Raw genomic sequence first — 26,312 nt, 5'->3', positions numbered from 1 at the left:
GACGAACGAAACGGCGTCCAGACGGGCGTCGTGTCGTCCCAATGATCGAGCGGCGAAGGAAGTTGATCGTTCATCACGGACTCCTGCAACTGACTGACGTGTGTCGGGTTCGCGACGCCGCGCGACGGACGATCCGTCGCGCGGCGTCATGCGTTTACCGGCCTGCGCCGGCGAGCTGGTTGCCTTCGGGCGTCGGGCGATACGGGCCTTGCGCGAGCTCGACACCTTGCGGATACGAATTCACCTTGCGCAGGTATGCGAGCGTGCCGTCGCGGCGTGCCTGTTCGACTTCCGCATTGACTTCGGCGCGCGTGCGCGGGCCGTTGCTCGGCTGCGTGTACGACGCGCCGGCGTAGTTGGCGGCTTGCGGCGCATTGGTATCGGCGAATGCCGGCGCGGACACGGCGAGTGCGAGTGTGACGGCGGAGAGAAGATGGCGGCGGTTCATGACGTAACTCCTGTGTTGGTCGGAGTTGGCGCAAGAGCGCTCGCTCCGGTCCCGTCGAACGGGATGTTGGATGCGCAACGATGTGCGCGACAGGGTTAACTTTAGGTGTGTGTCCCGGCGCGATAAATGCAGCTGATGCGAATTGAATTGTCGCGATGCTGGAACAATCGCGATCCGTCACGGCCGCACGGTGATGCCGGAATCGCGCACAGCCGCCTGTGGCGCGGCTCGCGGCGACGCGGCCCGACTTCGCGACGGCGTGTCGGCGCGACGCGGCGATTGCCGCGCGCGATGCAAAGGTGTGATGCGGATTCCGGAAAGACGCGATGTGCGCGCGGCTGCGATGTCCGAAGGAGCACGACGCATACGCGGAAGGAGAACCTGCGGGAACGCCGACCGAGCGAGGTATGAAGAAAGCGCGAGGACGCGCGAGCGCGCGGCCCGCGCGCCGCTCGTCGGATTAAGCGACCAAGCGACTCAGGCGCCCTACGCGACCCACTCGTTGATGACCGGCGTGTCGAGCGCCGGCGCGCGCTCGGCTTCCTCGAACGTGCGCTTGCTGCACGTCGCGTCGAGGCTGCCCTTGCCGCTCAACAGCGGGCAGCGGTCGAACACTTCGGCGATCCAGTCGACGAACACGCGCACCTTCGGCGACAGGTGGCGGCTGTGCGGATACACGACCGAGATCGGCATCGGCAGCGGCTTCAGGCCCGGCAGAACTTCCTTGAGTCGGCCGTCGCGCAGGTGCGGCAGCACCATGAACAGCGGCGGCTGGATCAGCCCGAAGCCTTCGAGCCCGCAGGTCACGTACGCGTCGGCATCGTTCACCGACACGATCGCGTTCATCTTCACTTCGACTTCCTTGCCGTCGGTCAGGAACGTCCAGTCGATCGTGCGGCCGGTGCGGCTCGAAAAGTAATTGACCGCCTTGTGCTCGGCGAGATCTTCGATGCTGCGCGGCTCGCCGTACTTGTCGAGATACGCGGGCGCGGCGACCGACACGCATTCGAACAGGCCGACCCGCCGTGCGACGAGCGACGAATCCTGCAGCGCGCCGACGCGGATCACGCAGTCGACGCCTTCCTGCAGCAGGTCGACCGGACGATCCGACAAGCCGAGCTGCAGATCGATGTCCGGATAGCGCGTGTGGAATTCGCACAGCGACGGAATCACCAGCAGCCGCCCGATCGAGCCCGGCATGTCGATGCGCAACTTGCCGTGCGGCTTGCGGTTGTTGTTCTGGAAGCTTGCTTCGGTTTCCTCGACATCGGCGAGGATCCGCACGCAACGTTCGTAGTACGCGGCGCCGTCGGGCGTGAGCGACAGACGGCGCGTGGTCCGGTGCATCAGCCGCACGCCGAGGAACGCTTCGAGATTCTGGATGATCGTCGTGACGGACGCCCGCGGCAGGCTCAGCGTTTCTGCTGCCTTGGTGAAGCTGCTTGTATCGACGACGCGAGTAAACACCTGCATGGCCTGAAGCCGGTCCATCACAACCTCCACGATCTAATGAGCCTCAGGAACAAAGAGGCTGCGTCACTTTATAGGCGACGCAGCCTGGGATTGTTCGGGGGCGTTGAATTGTGTTGCCGGATTATAGGCATTTATCCCAATGTCTGCCGGACCCAGAATTCGTTCCATCTCGAAATGGATGCCGCATCGTCATGGACGCTTCTGAATTCAGCAAATTCCTGAAAGCCGCATTGCCCGTCGAAGCCAGAGCCGGCGCGGCACTGACGGTCGCGGACGTGGAAATTCCCGGCTACGCGCAGGACATCGCGTTGCGTCTCTATCGGCGTGCCGACAAAACCGGATTGCCGGTAGTGCTTTACTTTCACGGCGGCGGTTTCGTGCGCGGCACGCTCGACGACGCCGATTTCGCCGCGCGCTTTTTAGCAGAACGCTTACCGGCTCTCGTAGTGTCGGTCGATTATTCGCTCGCGCCGGCCTTTCCGTTTCCGGCCGCGCCGGAGGATGCGTATCGCGCGGCCGTCTGGGCCGCGACGCGCGCCCGCGCGTTCGGCGGCAATCCGAAGAAGATCGGCGTCGCGGGGCACGATGCGGGCGGCCAGCTCGCGAACTGTCTCGCGTTCATCGCGCGCGATCGCGGCGAGGTGCCGGTCGCCGCGCAGGCGCTGTTCGGGCCGATGCTCGATCCGAGCATGACCCGCATCGGCGACGCCGACCGCTTGTCGTCCGACATCACCGCCCGCGAATGCGCGGCCTGCTATCGCGCGTACCTGCCGCAGGCCGCGCAGCGCATGCACCCGTATGCGGCGCCGCTCGAATCGGTGCGCCTCGCGGGGCTGCCGCCGACGCTGATCGTCACCGCGCAGAACGACGTGCTGCACGTCGAGGCGGAGAAATATGCGGGCTGCCTGATTTCGTCGGGCGTGCTCACGCAGGTGATCCGCTACCCGGACGTCACGCACGCCGCGCTCGCGACCCATGCGGCCGCGCTGGAGGAGGCCGTGCGCTTCTTCCAGTGCCGCTTCCAGGCCCGTCAGCCGAATCGTTCCGAATAACCACACCAATCCTCGCTTACCGGAGATCCACATGGCCATCCTACGCACCACCCGCTCCCGAATCGCCACCGCGGCGATCGCGACGCTCGCCGTCGTCGGTCTCGGCACGTTCGGCGCGATGCGCGTGAACGCGAACGCGCCCGACAAGGCCGCAGCGCCGCTGCCCGAAGTGGACGTCGCGACCGTCGTGCCGCAGACCGTCACCGATTGGCAAAGCTACTCGGGCCGCCTCGAGGCGGTCGAGAAGGTCGACGTGCGTCCGCAGGTGTCGGGCACCATCGTCGCGGTGAACTTCAAGGACGGCGCGCTCGTGAAGAAGGGCGACGTGCTGTTCGTGATCGACCCGCGCCCGTACCAGGCCGAGACCGATCGCGCCGCCGCGCAACTCGCGGCCGCGCAGGCGCGCAACGGCTACGCGCAGAGCGACTGGCAGCGCGCGCAGCGGCTGATCGGCGACAACGCGATCGCGAAGCGCGACTACGACGAGAAGCAGAACGCGGCGCGCGAGGCGAGCGCGAACCTGAAGGCGGCCGAAGCCGCGCTCGAAACGGCGCGCATCAACCTCGGCTATACGCGCATCACCGCGCCCGTGTCGGGCCGCGTGTCGCGCGCCGAGATCACCGTGGGCAACGTCGTGTCGGCGGGCGCCGCGGCGACGCCGCTGACGACGCTCGTATCGGTGTCGCCGATCTACGCGTCGTTCGACGCGGACGAACAGACCTACCTGCAATACATCAACGGCGCGCGCGACGGCCGCAAGGTGCCGGTCGAGCTCGGCCTCGCGAACGAAACCGGCTATTCGCGCAGCGGCGTGATCGACTCGGTCGACAACCGGCTCGACACGTCGTCCGGCACGATCCGCGTGCGCGCGCGCTTCGACAACGCTGACGGCACGCTGGTGCCGGGCCTCTACGCGCGCGTGAAGGTCGGCGGCAGCGCGCCGCACCCGGCATTGCTCGTCGACGATGCGGCGATCAACACCGACCAGGACAAGAAGTTCGTGTTCGTCGTCGACCAGCAGGGCCGCGTGTCGTACCGCGAAGTGCAGCAGGGCATGCAGCACGGCAACCGGCGCGTGATCGTGAGCGGGCTTGCCGCCGGCGATCGCGTGATCGTGAACGGCACGCAGCGCGTGCGGCCGGGCGAGCAGGTCAAGCCGCACATGGTGCCGATGACGGGCGGCGACGATCCGTCCGCGCCGCTCGCGGACGCCGCGAAGCCGGCCGCACCGGCGAAGGCGGAATCGTAAGCGGCACGCCGCTTCGATTTCCGCGTTCAACCAGACAGAGCCACCCATGAACATTTCCAAATTCTTTATCGACCGGCCGATCTTCGCAGGCGTGCTCTCGGTGATCATCCTGCTCGGCGGGGTGATCGCGATGTTCCTGCTGCCGATCTCCGAGTATCCGGAAGTCGTGCCGCCGTCGGTGATCGTGAAGGCGCAGTATCCGGGCGCCAACCCGAAGGTGATCGCCGAGACGGTCGCATCGCCGCTCGAGGAGCAGATCAACGGCGTCGAGGACATGCTGTACATGCAGTCGCAGGCGAACAGCGACGGCAACATGACGATCACCGTCACGTTCAAGCTCGGCACCGATCCCGACAAGGCTACGCAGCTCGTGCAGAACCGCGTGAACCAGGCGCTGCCGCGCCTGCCGGAGGACGTGCAGCGGCTCGGCATCACCACGGTGAAGAGCTCGCCGACGCTGACGATGGTGGTCCACCTGATCTCGCCGGCCAACCGCTACGACATGACCTACCTGCGCAACTACGCGCTGATCAACGTGAAGGATCGCCTGTCGCGGATCCAGGGCGTCGGTCAGGTGCAGCTGTGGGGTTCGGGCGACTATGCGATGCGCGTGTGGCTCGATCCGCAGAAGGTCGCGCAGCGCGGGCTGTCGGCCGAGGACGTCGTGCAGGCGATCCGCGAGCAGAACGTGCAGGTCGCGGCCGGCGTGATCGGCGCGTCGCCGTCGCTGCCGGGCACGCCGCTGCAGCTGTCGGTGAACGCGCGCGGCCGTCTGCAGACCGAAGACGAGTTCGGCGACATCGTCGTGAAGACGACGCCCGACGGCGGCGTCACGCATCTGCGCGACATTGCGCGGATCGGGCTGGATGCGTCCGAGTACGGGCTGCGTTCGCTGCTCGACAACAAGCCGGCCGTCGCGATGGCGATCAACCAGTCGCCGGGTGCGAACTCGCTGCAGATCTCCGACGAAGTGCGCAAGACGATGGCCGAGCTGAAGCAGGACATGCCGGCCGGCGTCGACTACAAGATCGTCTACGACCCGACGCAGTTCGTGCGTTCGTCGATCAAGGCCGTCGTGCACACGCTGCTCGAGGCGATCGCGCTGGTCGTGATCGTCGTGATCGTGTTCTTGCAGACCTGGCGCGCGTCGATCATTCCGCTGATCGCGGTGCCGGTGTCGATCGTCGGCACGTTCTCGCTGCTGCTCGCATTCGGGTATTCGATCAACGCGCTGTCGCTGTTCGGGATGGTGCTCGCGATCGGGATCGTGGTCGACGATGCAATCGTCGTCGTGGAGAACGTCGAGCGCAACATCGAAAGCGGGATGAACGCGCGGCAGGCGACCTACAAGGCGATGCAGGAGGTCAGCGGGCCGATCATCGCGATCGCGCTGACGCTCGTCGCCGTGTTCGTGCCGCTCGCGTTCATGTCGGGCCTGACCGGCCAGTTCTACAAGCAGTTCGCGATGACCATCGCGATCTCGACGGTGATCTCGGCGTTCAACTCGCTGACGCTGTCGCCGGCGCTGTCCGCGATTCTGCTCAAGGGCCACGGCGATAAGGAAGACTGGCTCACGCGCGTGATGAACCGCGCGCTCGGCGGCTTCTTCCGCGGCTTCAACAAGGTGTTCCATCGCGGCGCCGAGAACTACGGCCGCGGCGTGCGCGGCGTGCTGTCGCGCAAGACGCTGATGCTCGGCGTGTATCTCGTGCTGGTGGGCGCGACCGTGCTCGTGTCGCGGATCGTGCCGGGCGGCTTCGTGCCCGCGCAGGACAAGGAATACCTGATCGCGTTCGCGCAGTTGCCGAACGGCGCGTCGCTCGACCGCACCGAGAAAGTGATCCGCGACATGGGCTCGATCGCGCTGAAGCAGCCGGGCGTCGAGAGCGCGGTCGCGTTCCCGGGGCTGTCGGTGAACGGCTTCACCAATAGCTCGAGCGCGGGCATCGTGTTCGTCACGCTGAAGCCGTTCTCCGAACGGCACGGCAAGGCGCTGTCGGCCGGCGCGATCGCTGGTGCGCTGAACCAGAAGTACGGCGCGATCAAGGACTCGTTCGTCGCGGTGTTCCCGCCGCCGCCGGTGCTCGGCCTCGGCACGCTCGGCGGGTTCAAGATGCAGATCGAGGATCGCGGCGCGGTGGGCTACGCGAAGCTGTCGGATGCGACCAACGACTTCATCAAGCGCGCGCAGCAGGCGCCTGAACTCGGTCCGTTGTTCACCAGCTATCAGATCAACGTGCCGCAGCTCAACGTCGATCTCGATCGTGTGAAGGCGAAGCAGCTCGGCGTGCCGGTGACCGACGTGTTCAACACGATGCAGGTGTATCTCGGCTCGCTGTACGTGAACGACTTCAACCGCTTCGGGCGCGTGTACCAGGTGCGCGTGCAGGCCGATGCGCCGTTCCGGCAGCGTGCGGACGACATCCTGCAGCTGAAGACGCGCAACGATCGCGGCGAGATGGTGCCGTTGTCGTCGCTCGTCACGGTGACGCCGACGTTCGGCCCGGAAATGGTCGTGCGCTACAACGGTTACACGGCGGCCGACATCAACGGCGGCCCGGCGCCGGGCTTCTCGTCGGGGCAGGCGCAGGCCGCGATCGAGCGCATCGCGCATGAAACGCTGCCGCGCGGCGTGCGGTTCGAGTGGACCGACCTCACGTACCAGCAGATTCTGGCGGGCGATTCGGCGATGTACGTGTTCCCGATCAGCGTGCTGCTCGTGTTCCTCGTGCTGGCCGCGCTGTACGAGAGCCTGACGCTGCCGCTCGCGGTGATCCTGATCGTGCCGATGAGCATTCTGTCGGCGCTCACGGGCGTGTGGCTCACGCAGGGCGACAACAACATCTTCACGCAGATCGGGTTGATGGTGCTGGTCGGGTTGTCGGCGAAGAACGCGATCCTGATCGTCGAATTCGCGCGCGAGCTCGAGCATGACGGACGCACGCCGCTCGAGGCCGCGATCGAGGCGAGCCGGCTGCGGTTGCGCCCGATCCTGATGACGTCGATCGCATTCATCATGGGGGTGGTGCCGCTCGTCACGTCGACCGGCGCCGGTTCGGAAATGCGTCATGCGATGGGTGTCGCGGTGTTCTTCGGGATGCTCGGCGTGACGCTGTTCGGGCTGATGCTGACGCCGGTGTTCTACGTCGTGCTGCGTACGCTCGCGGGCGGCAAGATTCACGTCGCCGGCAAGGATTCGTCGGGGTACGGCGTGCCGGCCCACGGCGTACCGGCTTCGGATGCTTGAGGACAACAAGATGGACAACATGCACAACACGAACGGCCTGCTGCGCATCGCGAAGCTGGCGGCAGCGAGCACTCTGCTCGCGACGCTGCTCGCCGCGTGCGCGGTAGGACCCGACTACAAGCGCCCGGACGTGGCGACGCCCGCGGCGTTCAAGGAAGCGCCGACGCTCGCCGCCGGCGAACAGGCCGGCACGTGGAAGACCGCCGAGCCGGCCGACGCCGAGCATCGCGGCGAATGGTGGAAGGTGTTCGGCGATCCGGTGCTCGACGCGCTGGAGTCGCAGGCGCTCGCCGCGAACCAGAACCTGAAGGCCGCGGCCGCGCGCGTCGAGGAAGCGCGTGCGGCGACCCGCACCGCTCGCTCGCAGTGGTTCCCGCAGGTCGGCGTCGGGTTCGGGCCGACGCGCGAGGGGGCGTCGTCGGCGTCGCAGTTCCAGCCGCAGGGCACGGGGCCGACCAACACGACGCTGTGGCGTGCGCAGGGCACGGTGTCGTACGAGGCCGACCTGTTCGGCCGCGTGAGCCGCAACGTCGAGGCGTCGCGTGCCGACCAGGCGCAGAGCGAGGCGCTGTTCCGTTCGGTGCAGCTCGCGCTGCAGGCGGACGTCGCGCAGAACTACTTCGAGCTGCGCCAGCTCGATTCGGACCAGGATCTGTACCGTCGCACGGTCGAGCTGCGCGAAGAGGCGCTGAAGCTCGTGCAGCGCCGCTTCAACGAAGGCGACATCAGCGAGCTGGACGTGTCGCGTGCGAAGAACGAGCTGGCGAGCGCGCAGGCCGATGCGGTCGGCGTCGCGCGGCGTCGCGCGGCGTCCGAGCATGCGCTCGCGATCCTGCTCGGCAAGGCGCCCGCGGACTTCGCGTTCAAGGAAACGCCGATCGTTCCGGTCGCGGTGAAGATCCCGGCGGGGCTGCCGTCGGCGCTGCTCGAACGCCGCCCGGATGTGGCGGCGGCCGAGCGCGCGATGGCTGCCGCGAACGCGCGGATCGGCCTTGCGAAGTCGGCGTATTTCCCGAAGCTCGATATCACGGGCGCGTTCGGGTATGAGGCGTCGACGCTCGGCGATCTGTTCCTGTGGTCGAGCCGCACGTTCCTGCTCGGGCCGTTCGCCGGCACCGCGCTGACGCTGCCGCTGTTCGACGGCGGACGTCGTGCGGCCGGCGTGCAGCAGGCGCGCGCGCAGTACGACGAGCAGGTCGCGAACTACCGGCAGCAGGTGCTCGTCGCGTTCCGCGAGGTCGAGGACAATCTCGCCGATCTGCGGTTGCTCGACGATCAGATTCGGGCTCAGGATGCCGCGGTCAATGCGTCGCGCCGTTCGGCGACGCTGTCGCGTACGCAGTATCAGGAAGGGGAAGTGGCGTATCTCGACGTGATCGATAGCGAGCGGTCGGTGCTGCAGTCGCAATTGCAGGCGAATCAGTTGACTGGGGCGCAGGCTGTTTCGACCGTCAATCTCATTCGTGCGCTGGGCGGCGGATGGGGACCGGCGCCGACGGCGGTCGGCGATGCGGCGACCGGCAAGGCGGAGGTGGCGGCGCGGTGAGGGGGAGTGGCGGGTGGGGTTCGCTCGCCAGTCTTGAAGTGAAGAAACCCGGTATGCAGGCTTAGGGTTGTGTGCCGGGTTTTTTTGTGGTTCGACGACGGATTGGCGGGGCGTCGCTCGCGATCGGCCATGTCGCTGGCTCGAAAAGCTGAATGGGCGGCTCGCGAGCAAGTCGGCCCGTAATGGCGTAACTATGCGGCCACTGCATTGACTGGAGCGTTCGGATAGCTGAACTGTTGCAGTTCTGGTAACGCTCGCTTCTACCCTTGCGATTCTAGATTTCTGCTTGTTTGTGTTTTAAATCAAAAAATAATCTATTGAACTATTGAGTTGATTTGCGCTGCTATAACTGTCAGCTTTCGAAGCGGATGGGTGTGTCCTATGTTTGAAGCGCATCGGGATCGCGTTAAGTCGCCGTGATGCACTATCAACTTTATTTTGGAGACCGATATGTCTGCGCGAAGCACTGTCGTGAAGTTGCAAAACAATTCGGGGAACACGTTATTCCTGGATCCCGCGTCGATCAACCTGCTGCACGGGGAATGGGTGACATATCCTCCGGAGAAAATCCCGGATGGCCAGACTGGCCAATGGGAAAGCGATTCGGACGGTTTTATGACGGGAACGGAAGGTCAGCTTCAATATCAATTTGCAGACGGCGGCGGTATCGAGAACGTCAGGCTTTACTGGGACAACCCCTATGTCGGAAATAACGGATACTCGATCACCGTTAGTGCCGCGGGTTATAAGGTTGGTTATGACGGTGGCTCCGGGGATAACGCAACCGTCAACTTCTACATCAAGAAGGGCTGACGCCGTGTGAGGCGCTCGCGCCCGTCTCGATGGGGCGCGAGTGCTCGACGGACGTATTGAGGGCTTGGCCGGATCTCGCGCCCTTGGCGATCGGTCGGTTCCAGCCGCGCGCCTGATACCCGGCGCTGTCATTCGAACGGCTGCTGCTTCGCAACGGGAACGTGTCAGCCATCGTTCGTTGGAAACCCGCGTCCGCTGGAACGCTACTGGAAAATTCGATCGCCGCCTGGCAGGTGAGTCATGCGGCTCCGCAATGCCGCCAACTGCTGGTGCCATGACGACGACTTTGCCGCTGACGTTTTCACGCATGGCCTTCATTGCACGTCGCAACTAACGGTCAGTCCTGCCCGCCGACTTCCAATGGCGCGGTGGCGTCCCGCCACGCGCACCGGCAGTGCATGAAGGTCAGCGGTCACGCAGCGAAGGCGACGCCTGCCGCTACGGACGCACCCGCGCAGAACCATCCGCGCCCCTACTCAATCACCGCCGCGCCTCATCCCCGCGTGAAACATCTTCCCCATCAGCCTCGTTCGCATCCCATCCGCTAACCAAACGTCCGCGCAAGATCACACGCGCGCTTTGACGCGTGTGGCGGTCAGGGAAGGACCAGGAGCGTGATTGGATTGGATTTCGCGGCGGCCGTGCGGGCGTGCTTGCGGCGTCGCCGCGCCCCGCGCATAAAGGCTGCCGCGGACAACGCAAAGGGATCCGAAGCGATCGCATGCGGACATGCACATCGTTCGCTTCGGCAACAGCGCGTTCAACGGGCGGCACACACACCGCCCACCCACCTTACGCCGTGACGAACTCGTGCACGTACCGATTGAACACCGCGGGACTCGCCGCATTCATCCCGTGCGACGCACCGGCGACGGTCTGCCGTTGCGCAGCGCCGATCCACTGCGACAGCGTATCGACGTTGTGGCGGAACATCTTCGGGCTGCGTTGTCCGTCGATCAGCAGCGTGCGGCATGCGATATCCGACGCCGTGTGTTGCGAATAAGCGGGCAACGGGTCCTGCAGCTGCTTCGGCAGCGTGCTTGCGTTGTCGATCGCCATCATGCGGAAGCGCGACGTGCTCTTGTTCCACGCACCCGGCATGCTGACCGAGTCGACGAACATCTCGAGGCCGGCTTCCACGTTGCCTGCGCCGATCAGCTTCACGGCTTGCGTGCGCAGCGCGATCGCGGCGGCCGGCAATGCGGCTTCGCGCACGCCCGGCTGTTGCAGCGGGCCGCCGGGATCGGCGAGCGTCAGCGTGTCGACGAGCTGCGGATGCTGGCGCGCGACGTTGAACGCGACGCTGCCGCCGCGTGAATGGCCGACCAGATGAACGGGGCCGAGATCGAGCGCGTCGATGAATTCGGCCAGCTCGTCGACGTGGTTCTGCCAGCTGAACTCGTCCTGGATGCCCGCTTCGACGGCCGGCCAGTAGTGGCTCAGGCTCGGCGCGATGCAGCGGTAGTGCGCCGACAGCGACGCGAGTTGCGGCTCCCAGTAGCGGTAGTCGCACAACGATCCGTGCACGAACACCATCGGCGCGCCGCTGCCCCGCTCGACATACGGCAGGCTGATGCCCGACGAAAGCGTCGCAAATTGCAGGTCCGGGTTGGCGAGCACCGAAGGCTCGATTCGCATGTTCATGACTGAAAACTCAATGGGTGCGTCATCACGCCGCAACTATGCCTCACCGCGACCTGCAAGAAAAACGCATTATTTTCATCGTCACGATCAATTTTATTGATGACAACGCCGAAAACCCTTGTCGCAGCGTGGTACGCACTTCAGCCTTCAATCGTCTGACGGTTTGATTCCGCGCTGAAAGCGAGCGTGTGCGGCCGCGCGGGCGCGCATCGGACGCGACCGCGTGCTGCGCAAAATGAAGGTCGCGCGACGTCGTTCGCGCGTTATCGCGCCGCGGGCGCGGCCAAGGTCCGAAGCTCGCCAGGTAGATCGTTGTCCGCAGCGAATGGCATCGCGAAGTCGAATGCATCGGCGCACATGACGCGCAACGCGTCCGCGACGAACAGGCATTTGACGCGGCCGTCGACCACCGGCATCGCGAGCCACTCGGACCAGTCGCGCGTGACACCGCGCGTCAGATCGCCGCCGATCCGGCCGCGATCCATGCCCGCATACGCGGCCTCATTCCCCGCCGTCGGCGGCCGCATCGCCGCGCGCGGGAATCCGCAGGTTGCGCAGCTTGTGATAGAGCGTCTTCTTCGGCATCCCGAGCGCAACGCTCGCGTCCGCGACGTTGCCGTTGTGACGCCGCAGCATGTCTTCGATCAGCATCCGCTCGAAATACGCCATCTGCTCGGCGAGCGTGCTGCCGGCCGCAGGCGGGCCGCTGGACGACAGCAGGCTGTCGCCGGTCAGCCCGAGCACGAAGCGATCGGCGACGTTCTGCAGCTCGCGCACGTTGCCGGGCCACGCGTGCGTCATCAGTTCGGACACCTGCGCGGCGCTGACGACGGGCGCCGGCTGCCCGAAACGCCGCGCGGCCGCGAGCACGAAATGCTCGAACAGCAGCGGCACGTCCTCGCGCCGCTCGCGCAGCGGCGGCAGCTCGATCTGCGCGACGTTGAGCCGGTACAGCAGGTCCGCACGGAAGCGCCCGTCGGCAGCGAGCTCGGTCAGGTCGGCCTTCGACGCCGCGACGACGCGGCAGTCGACCGGAATCAGCTCGTTCGCGCCGAGCCGCTCGACCACGCGCTCCTGCAGCACGCGCAGCATCTTGATCTGCAGCGGGATCGGCATCGTCTCGATCTCGTCGAGGAACAGCGTGCCGCCGTGCGCCCACTCGATCTTGCCGATGCGCTTCTTGATCGCGCCGGTGAACGCGCCGGCCTCATGGCCGAACAGCTCGCTCTCGAACACCTGCTCGGGCAGACCGCCGCAGTTCAGCGCGACGAAATGCGCGTCGCGCCGTCCGCCGAAGTCGTGCAGGCTGCGGGCGATCAGCTCCTTGCCGGTGCCCGTCTCGCCGGTGATCAGCACCGACACCGACGTGTCGGCGAGCCGCAGGATCTTCTTGCGCACGTCGGCCATCGCCGGCGACTTGCCGAGCACGTACGCGTCGATCCCGTGCCAGTTGTCGAGCGCGGCGCGCAGCCCCTGCACCTCGAGCGTGAGCCGGCGCTTCTCGACGGCCCGCGCGACGCGCCCGGCGATCAGGTCCGACGAGAACGGCTTTTCGATGAAGTCGTACGCGCCGTCGTGCATCGCGCCGACGGCCGTCGAAATGTCGGCGTGACCGCTGATCAGCACGACCGGAATCTGCGCGTCGACGGCCATCACGCGCTCGAGCAACTGCAGCCCGTCGATGCCGGGCATCCGCACGTCCGACACGATGACGACCGGTGCGCCGGGCGCGACGTGCGCGAGCGCGTCAGCGGCCGATGCGAACGCGTCGACCGGGAAGCCGGCGAGCGCGACGGCCTGCTCGACGCCGATGCGCACGTTCTCGTCGTCCTCGACGACGAGCACGCGGATCTCATGTTCCATGCTCTGTCCTTTGTGGCGGCGTCGCCGCCGCGAATTCGATGATGAACTGCGCGCCGCCTTCGTCGCGGTTCGCCGCGGCGATCCGCGCGCCGAACGCGTCGACGATGCGCGACGTGATCGCCAGGCCGAGCCCGAGCCCCTGGCCGCGCGGCTTGGTCGTGACGAACGGCTCGAACAGGTGCGGCAGCACGTCGGGCGCGATGCCGGCGCCGCTGTCGGCCACGGTCAAGCGCACGCGGCCGGCGTCGTCCGGCCCGCTCGCTTCGATGACGATGCGCCGCACCGGCGCGTCGCGCACGGCGTCGAGCGCATTGCCGAGCAGGTTCACGATCACCTGCTGTAACTGGCTCGATTCGGCGGACACCGTCGTGCCCGGCGCGATGTTCACGTCGAGCTGCACGCCTTCGTCGCGGATCCGCGCTTCGTAGATCAGCCGCGCATGCGCGATGGCTTCGTTCAGCGATACGGCGACGCGCTCGACGTCGGGCTTGCGCGCGAAGGTCTTGAGCTCGCCGGTGAGCACGGCCATGCCGTCGACCAGCTTGCCGATCCGTTCGAGGTTCGCGAGCGCCGGTGCCGGCTGGCCGCGCTCGAAGAACGTGCGCGCGTTGTCGCACAGCGTGCGGATCGCGACGAGCGGCTGGTTCAGCTCGTGCGTGAGGCCGGCCGCCATCTGCCCGAGCACCGCGAGCTTGCCCGCGTGCACGACTTCCTGTTGCGAATCGCGCAGCCGCTGCTCGGTGCGCTCGCGCTCGACGATCTCGCGCTGCATCCGCTCGTTCGCGGCCGTCAGCGCGGCCGTGCGCTGCGCGACGGTCAGCTCGAGCCGGTCGTTCGCGCGGCGCAGCGCGTCCTGCGCGTTCAGCCGCGCGACGATGGCGCGGCGCCGCTGGATCGCGTAGCCGGCCAGCAGCGCCGCGATCAGGAACGCGCCGGTGACGAACACGAACGCCGTCTGCTGCTGGCGGCGCGCGCTCGCGATATCGAGCAGCACCATCAACGAATCGCCGGCCTGCGGCGCGGGGCGTGACATCACGAGATAACGCGTGGTGCGGCCGGCGCGGCGCGGATCGGGAAAGGTGCCGAACCACGCGGCCGAGCTGCGGTCGCCGATGCGGCGGTACGGCAGCGCGTCGACGGTGCGGCCCGCGTACTGGCGCGACGCCTGGATGTCGCGCTGCTGCTGCGCGGTGATCGGGCGCAGCGCGGTGAATTTCCACGCGGGCTCGGTCGAGATCACGACCACGCCGTTGCCGTCCACCACCATCGCGGCGACGCCCGGCGCGCGCCACGCGGATTCGAGCGGGTCGACGCTGATCTTCACCGCCGCCACGCCGATCGGCACGCCGTCGTCGCGTACCGCGCTGGCGAAGTAGACGCCCGGCACGCCGGTATTGGTGCCGATCCCGAAGAAGCGGCCGCTGCCGCGCGCGAGCGCGTCCTTGAAGTACGGCCGGTACGACACGTTCGTGCCGACGAAGCTGATCGTCTCGTTCCAGTTGCTCGCGGCGATCACCTCGCCGCGCAGGTCGATCACGTCGACGGCGCCGCTGCCCGCGTCGCGGTTCACGGCTTCGAGATAGGTGTTCACCGCATGCACGAGCGCGGGCGCATCGTGCGGCGTGGCCTTCAGCAGCGCGCGCACGCCGTCCTGGCGCGCGACCAGCGCGGGCAGGATCTCGAAGCGGCCGAGTTCGCTCTTCAGGCTCGATGCATAGAGGTCGAGCCGGTGCGCGCCGGTTTCCTCCAGCGCGTCGATCGCGCGTTCCCACGCGAAATCGACGGCCGCGCCCGCCACGCCGACATACAGCGCGGCGGCCGACACCCAGCCCCACCACGGGATACCTTTGAAGCTCTTCTGCACGTTCGCCCTCATCGATGCCGCGCTACCGGCCGTCCGTTAGCGGTCCTCCGCTACCGGCTCTTTGCTGCCGGCTCCCCGCCAGGCCGCTTCCAAACGACGCCTCGAAACGACACTTCCAAACGACGCGCGCCGCACACCGGCAAAGCCGGCGGCGGCGCGTGCGAAGCGGCCGGCGCGCTCGCGCGCGCAGCGCTGCGTTATCCGAAGTGTGCGACCAGGATCAGCGTCACGGTCACGACGATCGCGCCGCCGATGCGCGTCGCGATCTGCGCGAACGGCATCAACTGCATGCGGTTCGCGGCGGTCAGGATCGCGACGTCGCCGGTGCCGCCCTGGCCGCTGTGGCAGGCGTTCACGATTGCGGTGTCGATAGGGTACATCTTCAGCAGGCGGCCGACCACGAAACCGGTGCCCATCAGCGTCGCGACGGTCGACACGATCGTGATCACGTTGACCACCGTGAACGCGGCGGTCAGCTTGTCCCACGGCGTCATCGCGACGCCGATCGCGAACAGCAGCGGATAGGTGACGGCCGTCGAGAAGAACTTGTAGACGACGAACGCGCCTTCCTGCAGCGGCGGCGACACCGCGCGCGCGAGCTTCACGAGCACCGCGAGGAACAGCATCGCAACCGGCGCGGGCAGCCCGAACAGCTTGTGCGCCATCAGGCCGACGAGGTACAGCGTGATCGCGGTGATGCCGGCGCCCGCGATGTGCGTGACGTCGACGTGGCCGCGGATCTCCTCGTTCTCGGGCGTCATGTCGCCGCTTTCGCCGACCTGCAGGCGGCCGTTGCCGGTCAGGTGCGGCAGCCGCTTGCCGAGCATGTCGAGCGCGCCCGACAGGATGATCGCGGTCAGGCTGCCGAGCATCACCGACGGCAGCACCATCGCGAACATCTCGCCCTGCGGCAGGTGCATCAGTTCCGAATAGCCGATCGACAGCGGAATCGCGCCCTCGCCGACGCCGCCCGCCATGATCGGTACGACGATGTACAGCAGCGTGTGGCGTGCGCCGAGGCCGAGCGCGGTGCCGACCGCCGTGCCGACGATCGCGGCCGCGATCGAGCCGGCCGCGAGCGGCACGAAGATCTTCACGAAGCCCTGGATCAGCACGCGCCGGTCCATGCTCAGGATGCTGCCGACGATGATCGACGCGATGAACAGGTACAGGAAGTTGGTGGATTTCGTGAATTCGACGGTGAGGTTTAGCACCGGCTTCGGCAGCACGTGGTAGTAGGTGAGCGCCGACGGCACGAAGGTCGCGAAGATCGCGGCCGCGCCGATGTTGCGCAACAGCGGCAGCCGCTTGCCGAGCTCGGCGCAGGTGAAGCCGAAGAACGCCAGCACGGCGATCGCCATCGAGATTTCGCCGGGCACCTTGCCGGTCACCACGAACCCGACGATCAGCGCGAACAGGATCACGTAGATCGGCAGCGGGATGATGCCGATGCGGATTTCCATCAGCTTCCACCAGCCGTGCGGCCAGAAGCGCTCGCGCGTGGCGGGGCTGGCGTGGGCAACCGGCTCGGGATGCGATGGCGTATGGATAGAGGTCTGCAAGACGTGTCTCCTGATGTTGGAATGCCTGCATGGCTTCGCGGCATCGTGTGCCGTCTGTAACGCAACCGTCGTGCCAGAAATTCGGCCTGCCCGATTTTTCGCAAGCCGTTGATTCCAAAGGATTCGTTTCGTCAGCTGAAATCTCGGCCGCGCTCGCGTGGCCGAGATTTCGGAATTCGCGCCGCGCGCAGGCCGAGATTTCAGCCGGCGGCGTGCGCTCGTGCGTGCGGCCCCGCGCTTGCGGACCGCGATCGCGCCATATCGCCACGCGCGATTTTCTTCGCACAATCGCTTCGTAGACCGCCCATCCGCCGCTCTCTATCATCGGCTGATCCTTTTCCGATGTGACGACCACCTCCGGAGAACGCCCGCGCGTTCGCCGCGGCGTCGCTCATCCGTCGCTACCGTCTTTGCCCAGGAGAGTGGTTTCCATGCTGCATGCCGTTTTTTCCGCCCGCTTTTCCCCCGGCCGCGCGGCTCGCGTGCTGGCCGCAGCGCTGCTCGGCGTCGTGCTGCTCAACGGCGCGCGCGCCGACACCGCGCCGCTGAAGGTGGGCCTCTCCACGAGCCCGCAGATCGAAGCGCTGAAGATCGCCGCGAAGGAGGCGAAGGCGCAGGGCCTCGACGTGCGGATCGTCGAGTTCACCGACTGGAATACGCCGAACGCGGCGCTCGCGAACAAGGACATCGACGTCAACTACTTCCAGCACATCCCGTTTCTCGAGAACGCGAAGAAGCAGGGCGGATACGACTTCGTCGCGATCGCGCCGGGCACGATCATGAAGATCGGCCTCTATTCGAAGAAGGTGAAGCGCTTCGACGAACTGAAGGACGGCGCGCGCGTCGCGATCGCCAACGACCCGGTCAACGGCGGGCGCGGCCTGTTGCTGCTGCAGCGCGCGGGGCTCGTCACGCTGAAGCCCGGCGTCGACTACCGCGCGACCACGCGCGACATCGTGTCGAACCCGAAGCATCTGAAGATCATCCCGCTCGAGGCGTCGCAGCTCGCGCGCTCGCTCGACGACGTCGACCTCGCGCAGGGCTACCCGAGCTTCATCAAGCTCGCCGGCACGGCCGACCCGAACAGCGCGCTGCTGTTCGACGGCACCGAGAACAAGAGCTTCGCGCTCCAGTGGGTCGTGCGGCCCGACAGCGTGAACGACCCGCGCATCCGCAAGTTCATCGCGATCTATCAGCACTCGCCGGCCGTGCGCCGCGCGCTCGACGACGCGTTCGGCTCGCTGTACGCGATCGCCTGGTGACGGAGACGACATGACGACCGCCAACCGCAAGAAGATCCTGCTCAACGCGTTCAACATGAACTGCGTCGGGCACATCAACCACGGGCTGTGGACCCATCCGCGCGACCGCTCCGCGCATTACACCGATCTCGACTACTGGACCGATCTCGCGCAGACGCTCGAGCGCGGCAAGTTCGACGGGATCTTTCTGGCGGACATCGTCGGCGTCTACGACGTGTACGGCGGCGGCCCCGACGCCGCGCTGCGCGAATCGGTGCAGGTGCCGGTGAACGATCCGCTGCTGCTCGTGCCCGCGATGGCGCAGGTCACGCGGCATCTCGGCTTCGGCGTGACCGCGAACCTGACCTACGAGCCGCCTTATCTGTTCGCACGCCGGATGTCGACGCTCGATCACCTGACGAAGGGGCGCGTCGGCTGGAACATCGTGACCGGCTATCTCGACAGCGCCGCGCGCGGCATGGGCCTCGCGCAGCAGATCGGCCACGATGATCGCTACGAGCGCGCGGACGATTACATGGAGGTCGTCTACAAGCTGTGGGAGCAGAGCTGGGACGACGACGCGGTGATCCGCGATGCGCACGCGCGCGTGTTCGCGCGGCCCGACAAGGTGCGGCGCGTGAAGCACGACGGGCCGTTCTATTCGGTCGATGCGATCCATCTGAGCGAGCCGTCGCTGCAGCGCACGCCGGTGCTGTATCAGGCCGGTTCGTCGGCGCGCGGCGTCGAATTCGCCGCGCGCCACGCCGAATGCGTGTTCGTGAACGGCCAGAGCAAGGCGGCTGCGCGCGCGGCCGTGCTCGATATTCGCGCGGCCGCCGCACGCCAGGGCCGCGACCCGGCGTCGATCCGGATTTTCGCCGGCGTGAGCGTCGTGACCGCCGAGACCGAGCGGCTCGCGCGCGAGAAGTTCGACGAGTACCGGCGCTATGCGAGCGCGGAAGCGGGCCTCGCCCATTTCGCCAGCTCGACCGGCATCGACTTCGCGAAGTACGGCCTCGACGAGCCGATCTCGTATGTGAAGACCGATTCGATCCAGTCGGCCGTCGACGCGATCTCGCGCAAGAGCACGAGCGGCACGTGGACCGTGCGGCGCATGCTCGAGCAGATGTCGCTCGGCGGACGCTACGCGCCGATCGTCGGAGCGCCGTCGCAGGTCGCGGACGAGTTGCAGGCGTGGATCGACGAGACGGGCATCGACGGCTTCAACCTGACGCGCACCGTGATGCCCGAATCGTTCGTGGATTTCGTCGACTGGGTCGTGCCCGAGTTGCAGAACCGCGGCGTCTACAAGGAAGACTACGATCCCGCGCCGACGCTGCGCGAGAAGCTGTTCGGCGCCGGCGCGCGGCTGCCCGCCTGGCACACCGGTGCGCGGCACCGGCCGGCCGCCGCGGTGGCGGCGGCGGAAGCCGCGCATGCATGAACGTGACGGAGCGAAGCGATGACGCAATGGTTCGATCCGCCGGGATTCATCGACGCGACGGCGGCGCGCGCGAGCGCAAACGCGCATGCAGCGGCCGCCGACGAAGCGGGCGCAATCGCCGCGGCCGTCTCGTTCGACCGCGTCGGCAAGGTGTTCGCGACGCCGCGCGGCCACGCCGCCGCGCTGCGCGACGTGACGCTCGACGTGCGACGCGGCGAGGTGTTCGGCATCATCGGCCGCAGCGGCGCCGGCAAGTCGACGCTGCTGCGGCTCGTGAACGGCCTCGAACGCGCGAGCTCGGGCAGCGTGCGCGTGCACGGCGTCGAGGTCGGCACGCTCGACGACGACGGGCTCGTCGCGCTGCGCCGCCGCACCGGCATGGTGTTTCAGCATTTCAACCTGCTGGCCGCGAAAACCGTGTTCGAGAACGTCGCGCTGCCGCTGAAGATCGCCGGTGTGCCGAAGGCTGAGCGCGTGCGCAAGGTCGATGCGCTGCTCGAACTCGTCGGGCTCGCCGCGAAGCGCGACGCGTATCCGGCGAGCCTGTCGGGCGGCCAGAAGCAGCGCGTCGGAATCGCGCGGGCGCTGGTGCACGATCCGGAGGTGCTGCTGTGCGACGAGGCGACGTCGGCGCTCGATCCCGAAACGACGCAGTCGATCCTCGCGCTGCTCGCCGACATCAATCGCCGTCTCGGCCTGACGATCGTGCTGATCACGCACGAGATGGAGGTGATCCGAGCGGTGTGCGACACGGTCGCGGTGATCGAGCAGGGCGAGGTGGTCGAAACGGGCGCGGTGTGGCGCGTGTTCGGCAAGCCGCGCCATGGCGCGACGCGCGCGCTGCTCAGCACGCTCGTGCACGACCTGCCGGCCGAACTCGCCGCGCGCGTGCAGCCGTTGCCCGAGCACGCGGCGTTGCCCGACGGCGCGCAGATCGTGCTCGACATCCGCTATACGGGCGAGAGCGCCGGCGAGCCGGATCTCGGCGCGCTCGCGGCCGCGCTCGGCGGCGCCGTGCGCTTTCTGCACGGCGGGATCGAGCGGATCCAGGGACATGCACAGGGGCGCCTCGTGATTGCGGCGCAGCCGCGCGCGGCCGAACCCGGCGAGCCGCCTGCCGGCCCGCGCACGGTCGCCGCGTTGCTCGAACGCGCGCGCCGGCACGCGAACCACGCGGAGGTGCTCGGCTATGTTTGAGCTGTGGTGGCCCGAACTGCTCGACGCGATCCGCGACACGCTGTCGATGGTCGCCGCGTCGGCCGCGATCGCGGCGCTGGCCGGCATTCCGCTCGCGGTGGTGCTGGTGACGACCGCGCCCGGCGGCATCTACGAACGGCGCGCCGCTAACGCGGTGCTCGGCGCGCTCGTCAACGTGTTCCGCTCGACGCCGTTCATCATCCTGCTCGTCGCGCTGTTGCCGTTCACGCGCGTGCTGATCGGCACGACGATCGGCGTGTGGGCGGCCGTCGTGCCGCTGTCGATCGCAGCGATTCCGTTCTTCGCGCGGATCGCCGAAGTGAGCCTGCGCGAGGTCGATCGCGGGCTGATCGAGGCCGCGCTCGCGATGGGCGCGAAACGCCGCCACATCGTGTGGCACGTGCTGCTGCCGGAGGCGCTGCCCGGCATGCTCGGCGGCTTCACGATCACCGTCGTCGCGCTGATCGGCTCGACCGCGATGGCGGGCGCCGTCGGCGCGGGCGGGCTCGGCGACCTCGCGATCCGCTACGGCTATCAGCGCTTCGACACGACGGTCATGGTGACCGTGATCGCGATCCTGATCGCACTCGTTTCGGCCGTGCAATTCACGGGCGACCGCCTGGTGCGGCGCGTGGCCCGGCGTACCTGAGCGGCGCCGCGCGCGTCCGCTCGTTTCATTGAAGACCCTGAGAGAACGATACCCATGAACTTACCCATCGGCGCACCGCGCGACTGGAACGGACAATTCGAGGAAGCGCTGTTTCTCGACGTGGCGCGACGCCATCGTCCGGGCTTCCCCGACAAGCTGGCGACGCCGCCGCGCGAGCCGCACGGCGACGACGAACTGGCTGCCGTGGCCGACTACTACACGAAGATGGCGTCGCACGACCTGTTCATCGTGCAGGTCGTCGCGAAGGCGATCGACACGCTGTTTCGCGACGATCCGCATTTCCAGCTGATCCTGTCGCGCCAGCTCGGCGACGACGGCGCGCACGCGGTGATCGGCCGCGAGCGCGTGACCGAGCTGACCGGCCGCGATCCGCTGGCCGAGGTTGCGCGGCTCGTCGATGCGCACTGGGCGCGCATCGGCGACATCGCGGTGCGCGACGTCGCGGGCTTCCTCGCGTTCGAATGGCATTACGAGCTGCACATCCTCGCGAAGCTGTGGATTCAGCGCAAGACCGGCCGCATCGCCGACGGCGCGATGCGCGAGCATGGCGAGAACCGCATCCGGCCCGACGAGGAGTGGCATCGCGTGCAGATCGTGCAGTGGTGGTTCGACAAGCTGGCGGCGCTGCCGGCTGCCGAGCGCGAGGCGCTGATCGACCGCGTGATCGCAGCCGACGAGGAAACGCAGGCGCGCCTCGACGGCTATCTGCACGACGAGTACGCGCATACCGCGCACGTGTTCGGCGCGGATATCGCCGAGTACCGCGCGATCTACGACGACTGGCGGCGCGAAATCCTGGCGCGGCTGACCGGGCGCCGGCTCGATGCGCTCACGCCGCTGTCACGCGACGTCGTTGCGCGCGAAACCATCGTTGCGGAAGCCGTCGCATGAACGATCCGCGTGGCCCGGCGACGTTCGCGCCGGATACCGACGAGCGCGCCCACGCCGACGCGGCGCTCGATCGCGCGCTCGATGCGCTGCGCGAGACGGCCGTCGCGCGCGACCGCACCGGCGGTCATGCGGCCGATGCGAAGCAGCGGCTTGCCGACGCGGGCGTGCTGACGCTCGCGGTGCCGCGCGAATTCGGCGGGCAGGAGGCCGAATGGCCGGCCGTCTACGACACGATCCGGCGGATCGCGCGCGTCGACAGCGCGCTCGCGCATCTGGTCGGGTTCCAGGCGCTGCAGGTGGTGAGCGTCGACGTGTGGGGCAATGCGGCACAGCGCGAGCGCTATCTGCGCGGCACGGTCGAGCATCGCTGGTGGTGGGGCAATGCCGTCAATCCGCTCGACACGCGGCTCGCTGCAACCGCGTTGCCGGACGGCGGCTACCGGCTCGACGGCGTGAAGGGCTTCTGTTCGGGCACGCGCGGCTCGCAGCGGATGACGGTGTCCGCGCACGATCCGGCCACCGGCCGCCCGGTGTTCGGCGTGGTGCCGACTGCGCGCGACGGAATCGCCGTCAACGACGACTGGGACCCGATCGGCCAGCGGCAGACGGATAGCGGCAGCGTGCAGTTCGACGGCGTGCGGCTCGCGCCGGACGAGGTGCTGCATCGCTCCGAAACGCCGCCGACGCCGCACGCGACGCTGCGCACGCTGGTGTCGCAACTGGTGCTGACGAACCTGTTCGTCGGCCTCGCGCAAGGTGCGCTCGCGGAGGCGCGCGATTACGTGCTGACGCACGGCCGGCCGTGGATACATGCGGGCGTCGCGCAGGCGGGCGACGATCCTTATACGCTGCAACGCTTCGGCGAGATGCACGTGCAGGCGGTCGCGGCGGCGTCGCTCGCCGATCGCGCGGCTCTCGACCTGCAGCGCGCATGGACGCTGCGCGACGCGTTGAGCGCGAACCAGCGCGCGGAAGTGGCGATCGCGGTGTCGAACGCGAAGATCGTCGCGCAACGCGCGGCGCTCGCGAACGGCGAGGCGTTGTTCGATGCGTGCGGCGCGCGTGCGACGGCCGCGTCGCTCGGCCTCGACAGATTCTGGCGCAACGCGCGCACGCATACGCTGCACGATCCGCTCGACTACCGGCTGCGCGACGTCGGGAGGTTCGCGCTGACCGGTGAGTTGCCGCAGGCGTCGCTCTATACGTGACGACGGTGGGGGACGCTCGCGTGTGCCGGTTGTCGATGGCGTGGCGGCGAGCCGGGACGCGACCGCGTGAACGAACATGCGTTACGCGATTCGCGGGCGCCGTGTGTGATCGCTGTCGCGGGCCGTTCCGCACACCAAGTCAGCCGCTCGACGTTCGCGCAAGATGCGCCGTGTCACATGTCGGGACCGACGCGCCGCGCGACTACAGCCGCGCCGGCCCGCCCGCTCACTGCGCCGCCAGCGTATCGGCCAGTGCGCGCATCGCGTCAGCCGTCTGCGGGTTCGCCGGGAAAAACGCCTCGATCGCAAGCTCCGACAGCGTGACGTCGACCGGCGTGCCGAATACCGTCGTCGTGCTGAAGAACGTCAGCTCGCCGCCGCTTGCCGTGCGCAGCCGCAGCGGGACGGCGATGTCCGCGTAGTCGGTACGCGGCTGCGCGTCGTCGGGCTGGCCGGCCGGCGCCGGATACGCCGCCAGTTCATCGCGCAGCGTGTGCAGCGTGCGGTCGCCGCTCGCGTCGATCTGCCGTTGCAGCCGATGCAGGATGTGCGCGCGCCATTCGTGCCAGTTGACGATCTGCGCTGCGAGGCCGTCCGGATGCAGGCTGAGCCGCAACACGTTGACGGGCGGCTGCAGCAGCGCGGGATCGGCTTGCTCGACCAGCGCGCCGAGCATCCGGTTCGCGGCGAGCAGCATCCAGTGGCGATCGACCGCGAGCGCCGGATACGGCTCGTGGCCGCGCAGCACGGCTTCGACTGCATGCCGAGCGGCATCCAGTTGCGGATCGGAGAATGGTCGCTCGCGAAACAGCGGCGCGTAGCCGGCTGCGACGAGCAGCGCATTGCGTTCGCGCAGCGGGACGTCGAGGCGCTCGGCCAGATGCAGCACCATGTCGCGGCTCGGCTGCGCGCGGCCCGATTCGACGAAGCTCAGGTGCCGCGCGGAGACCTCGGCTTCCAGCGCGAGCGCCATCTGGCTCAGGCGGCGGCGTTGCCGCCAGGTGCGCAGCAACGGGCCGATGCCGGACGCGCGGCCGGCGGACGACGGGAGCGAGTGGAGGGCGACGGTCGAGTTCATGGGGGCGATGATAGGCAATCCCGCGCGCGCCGGGTATTACCTGCGAGGTAAGCGTTGGGGCTACGCGGGCTGCGGCGGGCGCCGGAGCGGTGGAGGCGAAGCACCCGAAGCACCCGAAGCACCCGAAGCACCCGAAGCACCCGAAGCACCCGAAGCACCCGAAGCACCCGAAGCACCCGAAGCACCCGAAGCACCCGAAGCACCCGAAGCACCCGAAGCACCCGAAGCACCCGAAGCAATTCCCACACGCCCCCGCCGCCTCACCAGCCCCCGATCACACAGCCCAGCGCCTCTAGCCACCGCCCATCAAGCATCGCGATGACGCAGCTCGACGCGCTTGATGTCCTTCACGATCACGAGATAGCTGAGCACCGTGACCAGCGCATTGAGCCCGACGAACACGAGCGCGCCGTTGAACGAACCGCTCGCGCCGACCAGATAGCCGATCGCGATCGGCGCGACGATGCCGGCCGTATTGCCGAACATGTTGAACAGGCTGCCGGACAGGCCGATCGCTTCCTTCGGCGCGGTGTCCGCGACGACGGCCCAGCCGAGCGAGCCGATGCCCTTGCCGAAGAACGACACGGCCATCAGCGCGATCACCAGCGCTTCGCTGTCGACGTAATTGCAGCCGATGATGACCATCGACAGCAGCATCCCGCCGACGATCGGAATCTTGCGTGCGAGCGTCAGCGATACGCCGCGGCGGATCAGTGTGTCGGACAGCATCCCGCCCAGCACGCCGCCGAGGAAGCCGCAGATCGCCGGCAGCGACGTCATGAAACCGGCTTTCAGCAGCGACATCCCGCGCGCCTGCACGAGATAGATCGGGAACCAAGTGAGGAAGAAATAGGTGAGCACGTTCACGCAGTACTGGCCCAGATAGACGCCGAGCAACATCCGGTTCGACAGCAGCTGGCGCACGTAGTACCAGCCGGCGACGCGGCTGCCGCCCGACGCCGTGCCGTTGCCGCGCGACGTGGTGCGCACGAGGCCGCCGCCTTGCTCGATGTGCTCGAGTTCCGCGCGGTTCACGGCCGGATGGTCGACCGGGTCCTTCATCACGCGCAGCCACAGGCACGCGAGCGCGATGCCGGCGAGCCCGAGCCACAGATACACGTGATGCCAGCCGTACGCGTGCGTGAGCCACGCCATCAGCGGCGAGAACACCACCGCCGCGAAATACTGCGCGGCGTTGAAGATCGCCGACGCCGTGCCGCGCTCCGCGGTCGGGAACCAGCTCGCGACGACCTTCGCGTTGGCGGGGAACGCGGGCGCTTCGGCGATGCCCACCGCGAAGCGCATCGCGAACAGCGCGGCCACCGCGAACGCCGCGCTGCCGCCCAGACCGATCGTGCTTTGCAGCAGCGTGAACGCCGACCACAGGAAGATGCTCGCCGCATAGACGCGCCGCGCGCCGAAGCGGTCGAGCAGCCAGCCGCTCGGCAATTGCGCGAGCACGTACGCCCAGCTGAACGCCGAGAAGATGTAGCCCATCGTCACCGGATCGATGCCGAAAGCCTTGCGGATCGGCGTGCCGGTGATCGACAGCGTCGCGCGGTCGGCGTAGTTGAGCGTCGTGACGACGAACAGCATCGCCAGAATCCAGTAGCGCACGGCGGTGCGGCGCGCGCTGCCGGCGAGGTCGATGGGGAGATCGCGAGAGGAGGTTCGATGGGTCACTTTAAATGTACGTCGTCGTATGACATAGGCGGGAGTTTATGGGGAACGGTCCAATACATAAACTTCGGGTTTTCCCTTTGATGACTGTCACAGAGTGTGGGAAGTGGCCGGATAGCTTGGCCTAGATTGGCCTGGCGGT

General features: G+C 67.6%; 20 protein-coding genes. 11 read left to right on the top strand and 9 right to left on the bottom strand.

The window, feature by feature from the left end:
* Positions 1–154: 154 nt before the first annotated feature.
* Together MBR110_RS22390 and ceoR are read right to left on the bottom strand one after the other, a co-directional pair.
* On the bottom strand, positions 155–448 hold the full coding sequence (locus MBR110_RS22390) for a DUF4148 domain-containing protein (RefSeq protein WP_059475137.1): 294 nt from the start codon (positions 446–448) through the stop codon (positions 155–157).
* A 486-nt stretch (positions 449–934) separates the two neighbouring features.
* Positions 935–1,939 (bottom strand): putative multidrug efflux transcriptional regulator CeoR, encoded by a 1,005-nt coding sequence (ceoR, locus tag MBR110_RS22385; protein ID WP_011880930.1) that lies wholly within the window; start codon positions 1,937–1,939, stop codon positions 935–937.
* 173 nt (positions 1,940–2,112) lie between these two features.
* On the opposite strand from ceoR, the gene MBR110_RS22380 reads away from it, so the two are divergent.
* The 5 genes from MBR110_RS22380 (at position 2,113) to MBR110_RS22360 (ending at position 9,828) form a co-directional block, all read left to right on the top strand.
* On the top strand, positions 2,113–2,973 hold the full coding sequence (locus MBR110_RS22380; RefSeq protein ID WP_059734705.1) for an alpha/beta hydrolase: 861 nt from the start codon (positions 2,113–2,115) through the stop codon (positions 2,971–2,973).
* A gap of 31 nt (positions 2,974–3,004) precedes the next feature.
* Positions 3,005–4,222 carry a multidrug efflux RND transporter periplasmic adaptor subunit CeoA gene (ceoA, locus tag MBR110_RS22375; RefSeq protein WP_011880928.1) on the top strand — a complete coding sequence of 406 codons (1,218 nt, stop codon included), beginning with the start codon at positions 3,005–3,007 and terminating at the stop codon, positions 4,220–4,222.
* 46 nt (positions 4,223–4,268) lie between these two features.
* A complete protein-coding gene (gene ceoB / locus MBR110_RS22370; RefSeq protein WP_181709347.1) occupies positions 4,269–7,469 on the top strand; it encodes a multidrug efflux RND transporter permease subunit CeoB in 3,201 nt (1,066 codons plus the stop codon).
* A 10-nt stretch (positions 7,470–7,479) separates the two neighbouring features.
* A complete protein-coding gene (gene opcM / locus MBR110_RS22365) occupies positions 7,480–9,015 on the top strand; it encodes a multidrug efflux transporter outer membrane subunit OpcM (RefSeq protein ID WP_181709346.1) in 1,536 nt (511 codons plus the stop codon).
* A 471-nt stretch (positions 9,016–9,486) separates the two neighbouring features.
* The gene (locus tag MBR110_RS22360; protein WP_224020109.1) at positions 9,487–9,828 is read left to right on the top strand and encodes an aegerolysin family protein; all 342 of its coding nucleotides are present in this window, start codon (positions 9,487–9,489) and stop codon (positions 9,826–9,828) included.
* A 792-nt stretch (positions 9,829–10,620) separates the two neighbouring features.
* On the opposite strand, the gene MBR110_RS22355 is transcribed toward MBR110_RS22360, so the two are convergent.
* The 5 genes from MBR110_RS22355 to MBR110_RS22335 all read right to left on the bottom strand — a co-directional run bounded on the left by MBR110_RS22355 (position 10,621) and on the right by MBR110_RS22335 (position 16,761).
* The gene (locus MBR110_RS22355; RefSeq protein ID WP_014724087.1) at positions 10,621–11,472 is read right to left on the bottom strand and encodes an alpha/beta fold hydrolase; all 852 of its coding nucleotides are present in this window, start codon (positions 11,470–11,472) and stop codon (positions 10,621–10,623) included.
* 263 nt (positions 11,473–11,735) lie between these two features.
* Entirely contained in the window at positions 11,736–11,957 is a 222-nt protein-coding gene (locus tag MBR110_RS22350; RefSeq protein ID WP_011880922.1) for a DUF3579 domain-containing protein, read from the bottom strand.
* Positions 11,958–11,973: 16 nt separating this feature from the next.
* The gene (locus MBR110_RS22345) at positions 11,974–13,335 is read right to left on the bottom strand and encodes a sigma-54-dependent transcriptional regulator (RefSeq protein WP_059460667.1); all 1,362 of its coding nucleotides are present in this window, start codon (positions 13,333–13,335) and stop codon (positions 11,974–11,976) included.
* A complete protein-coding gene (locus MBR110_RS22340; protein ID WP_059568497.1) occupies positions 13,325–15,211 on the bottom strand; it encodes a sensor histidine kinase in 1,887 nt (628 codons plus the stop codon). The genes MBR110_RS22345 and MBR110_RS22340 overlap by 11 nt, the downstream gene beginning before the upstream one ends.
* Before the next feature lie 185 nt (positions 15,212–15,396).
* Positions 15,397–16,761 (bottom strand): 2-hydroxycarboxylate transporter family protein, encoded by a 1,365-nt coding sequence (locus MBR110_RS22335; RefSeq protein ID WP_034193352.1) that lies wholly within the window; start codon positions 16,759–16,761, stop codon positions 15,397–15,399.
* Between the two features lie 431 nt (positions 16,762–17,192).
* Here MBR110_RS22335 and MBR110_RS22330 point away from each other — a divergent pair, with 431 nt between their 5' ends.
* The 6 genes from MBR110_RS22330 to MBR110_RS22305 are packed head-to-tail and all read left to right on the top strand — an operon-like array spanning position 17,193 to position 23,412.
* Positions 17,193–18,023, top strand: a complete 831-nt coding sequence (locus MBR110_RS22330) for a MetQ/NlpA family ABC transporter substrate-binding protein (protein WP_011880918.1) — start codon at positions 17,193–17,195, stop codon at positions 18,021–18,023.
* A gap of 10 nt (positions 18,024–18,033) precedes the next feature.
* The gene (locus tag MBR110_RS22325; protein ID WP_014724080.1) at positions 18,034–19,446 is read left to right on the top strand and encodes an LLM class flavin-dependent oxidoreductase; all 1,413 of its coding nucleotides are present in this window, start codon (positions 18,034–18,036) and stop codon (positions 19,444–19,446) included.
* Between the two features lie 18 nt (positions 19,447–19,464).
* Positions 19,465–20,643 (top strand): methionine ABC transporter ATP-binding protein, encoded by a 1,179-nt coding sequence (locus tag MBR110_RS22320; protein WP_181709345.1) that lies wholly within the window; start codon positions 19,465–19,467, stop codon positions 20,641–20,643.
* Complete coding sequence (locus MBR110_RS22315) at positions 20,636–21,292, top strand: methionine ABC transporter permease (RefSeq protein WP_011880915.1); 657 nt, start codon at positions 20,636–20,638, stop codon at positions 21,290–21,292. The genes MBR110_RS22320 and MBR110_RS22315 overlap by 8 nt, the downstream gene beginning before the upstream one ends.
* A 54-nt stretch (positions 21,293–21,346) precedes the next feature.
* On the top strand, positions 21,347–22,204 hold the full coding sequence (locus MBR110_RS22310; protein WP_011880914.1) for a hypothetical protein: 858 nt from the start codon (positions 21,347–21,349) through the stop codon (positions 22,202–22,204).
* Complete coding sequence (locus tag MBR110_RS22305; RefSeq protein WP_011880913.1) at positions 22,201–23,412, top strand: acyl-CoA dehydrogenase family protein; 1,212 nt, start codon at positions 22,201–22,203, stop codon at positions 23,410–23,412. The genes MBR110_RS22310 and MBR110_RS22305 overlap by 4 nt, the downstream gene beginning before the upstream one ends.
* Positions 23,413–23,638: 226 nt before the next feature.
* Here MBR110_RS22305 and MBR110_RS22300 read toward each other — a convergent pair whose 3' ends face one another.
* Together MBR110_RS22300 and MBR110_RS22290 are read right to left on the bottom strand one after the other, a co-directional pair.
* On the bottom strand, positions 23,639–24,490 hold the full coding sequence (locus MBR110_RS22300; protein ID WP_011880912.1) for a helix-turn-helix domain-containing protein: 852 nt from the start codon (positions 24,488–24,490) through the stop codon (positions 23,639–23,641).
* Positions 24,491–24,796: 306 nt separating this feature from the next.
* Complete coding sequence (locus MBR110_RS22290) at positions 24,797–26,173, bottom strand: MFS transporter (RefSeq protein WP_059734710.1); 1,377 nt, start codon at positions 26,171–26,173, stop codon at positions 24,797–24,799.
* Positions 26,174–26,312: the final 139 nt, after the last annotated feature.

The organism is Burkholderia sp. MBR-1, from assembly GCF_013822785.1.
Lineage (GTDB): Bacteria > Pseudomonadota > Gammaproteobacteria > Burkholderiales > Burkholderiaceae > Burkholderia > Burkholderia vietnamiensis.
This window is presented reverse-complemented; position numbering and strand designations above follow the sequence as displayed.

Coding starts and splice junctions, on each gene's coding strand:
- MBR110_RS22330 (WP_011880918.1), top strand. CDS start 17,193: ATGCTGCATGCCGTTTTTTCCGCCCGCTTTTCCCCCGGCCGCGCGGCT.
- MBR110_RS22315 (WP_011880915.1), top strand. CDS start 20,636: ATGTTTGAGCTGTGGTGGCCCGAACTGCTCGACGCGATCCGCGACACG.
- MBR110_RS22305 (WP_011880913.1), top strand. CDS start 22,201: ATGAACGATCCGCGTGGCCCGGCGACGTTCGCGCCGGATACCGACGAG.
- MBR110_RS22325 (WP_014724080.1), top strand. CDS start 18,034: ATGACGACCGCCAACCGCAAGAAGATCCTGCTCAACGCGTTCAACATG.
- MBR110_RS22320 (WP_181709345.1), top strand. CDS start 19,465: ATGACGCAATGGTTCGATCCGCCGGGATTCATCGACGCGACGGCGGCG.
- MBR110_RS22345 (WP_059460667.1), bottom strand. CDS start 13,335: ATGGAACATGAGATCCGCGTGCTCGTCGTCGAGGACGACGAGAACGTG.
- MBR110_RS22310 (WP_011880914.1), top strand. CDS start 21,347: ATGAACTTACCCATCGGCGCACCGCGCGACTGGAACGGACAATTCGAG.
- MBR110_RS22390 (WP_059475137.1), bottom strand. CDS start 448: ATGAACCGCCGCCATCTTCTCTCCGCCGTCACACTCGCACTCGCCGTG.
- MBR110_RS22350 (WP_011880922.1), bottom strand. CDS start 11,957: ATGGATCGCGGCCGGATCGGCGGCGATCTGACGCGCGGTGTCACGCGC.
- MBR110_RS22355 (WP_014724087.1), bottom strand. CDS start 11,472: ATGAACATGCGAATCGAGCCTTCGGTGCTCGCCAACCCGGACCTGCAA.
- opcM (WP_181709346.1), top strand. CDS start 7,480: ATGGACAACATGCACAACACGAACGGCCTGCTGCGCATCGCGAAGCTG.
- MBR110_RS22380 (WP_059734705.1), top strand. CDS start 2,113: ATGGACGCTTCTGAATTCAGCAAATTCCTGAAAGCCGCATTGCCCGTC.
- ceoA (WP_011880928.1), top strand. CDS start 3,005: ATGGCCATCCTACGCACCACCCGCTCCCGAATCGCCACCGCGGCGATC.
- MBR110_RS22340 (WP_059568497.1), bottom strand. CDS start 15,211: ATGAGGGCGAACGTGCAGAAGAGCTTCAAAGGTATCCCGTGGTGGGGC.
- ceoB (WP_181709347.1), top strand. CDS start 4,269: ATGAACATTTCCAAATTCTTTATCGACCGGCCGATCTTCGCAGGCGTG.
- MBR110_RS22300 (WP_011880912.1), bottom strand. CDS start 24,490: ATGAACTCGACCGTCGCCCTCCACTCGCTCCCGTCGTCCGCCGGCCGC.
- ceoR (WP_011880930.1), bottom strand. CDS start 1,939: ATGGACCGGCTTCAGGCCATGCAGGTGTTTACTCGCGTCGTCGATACA.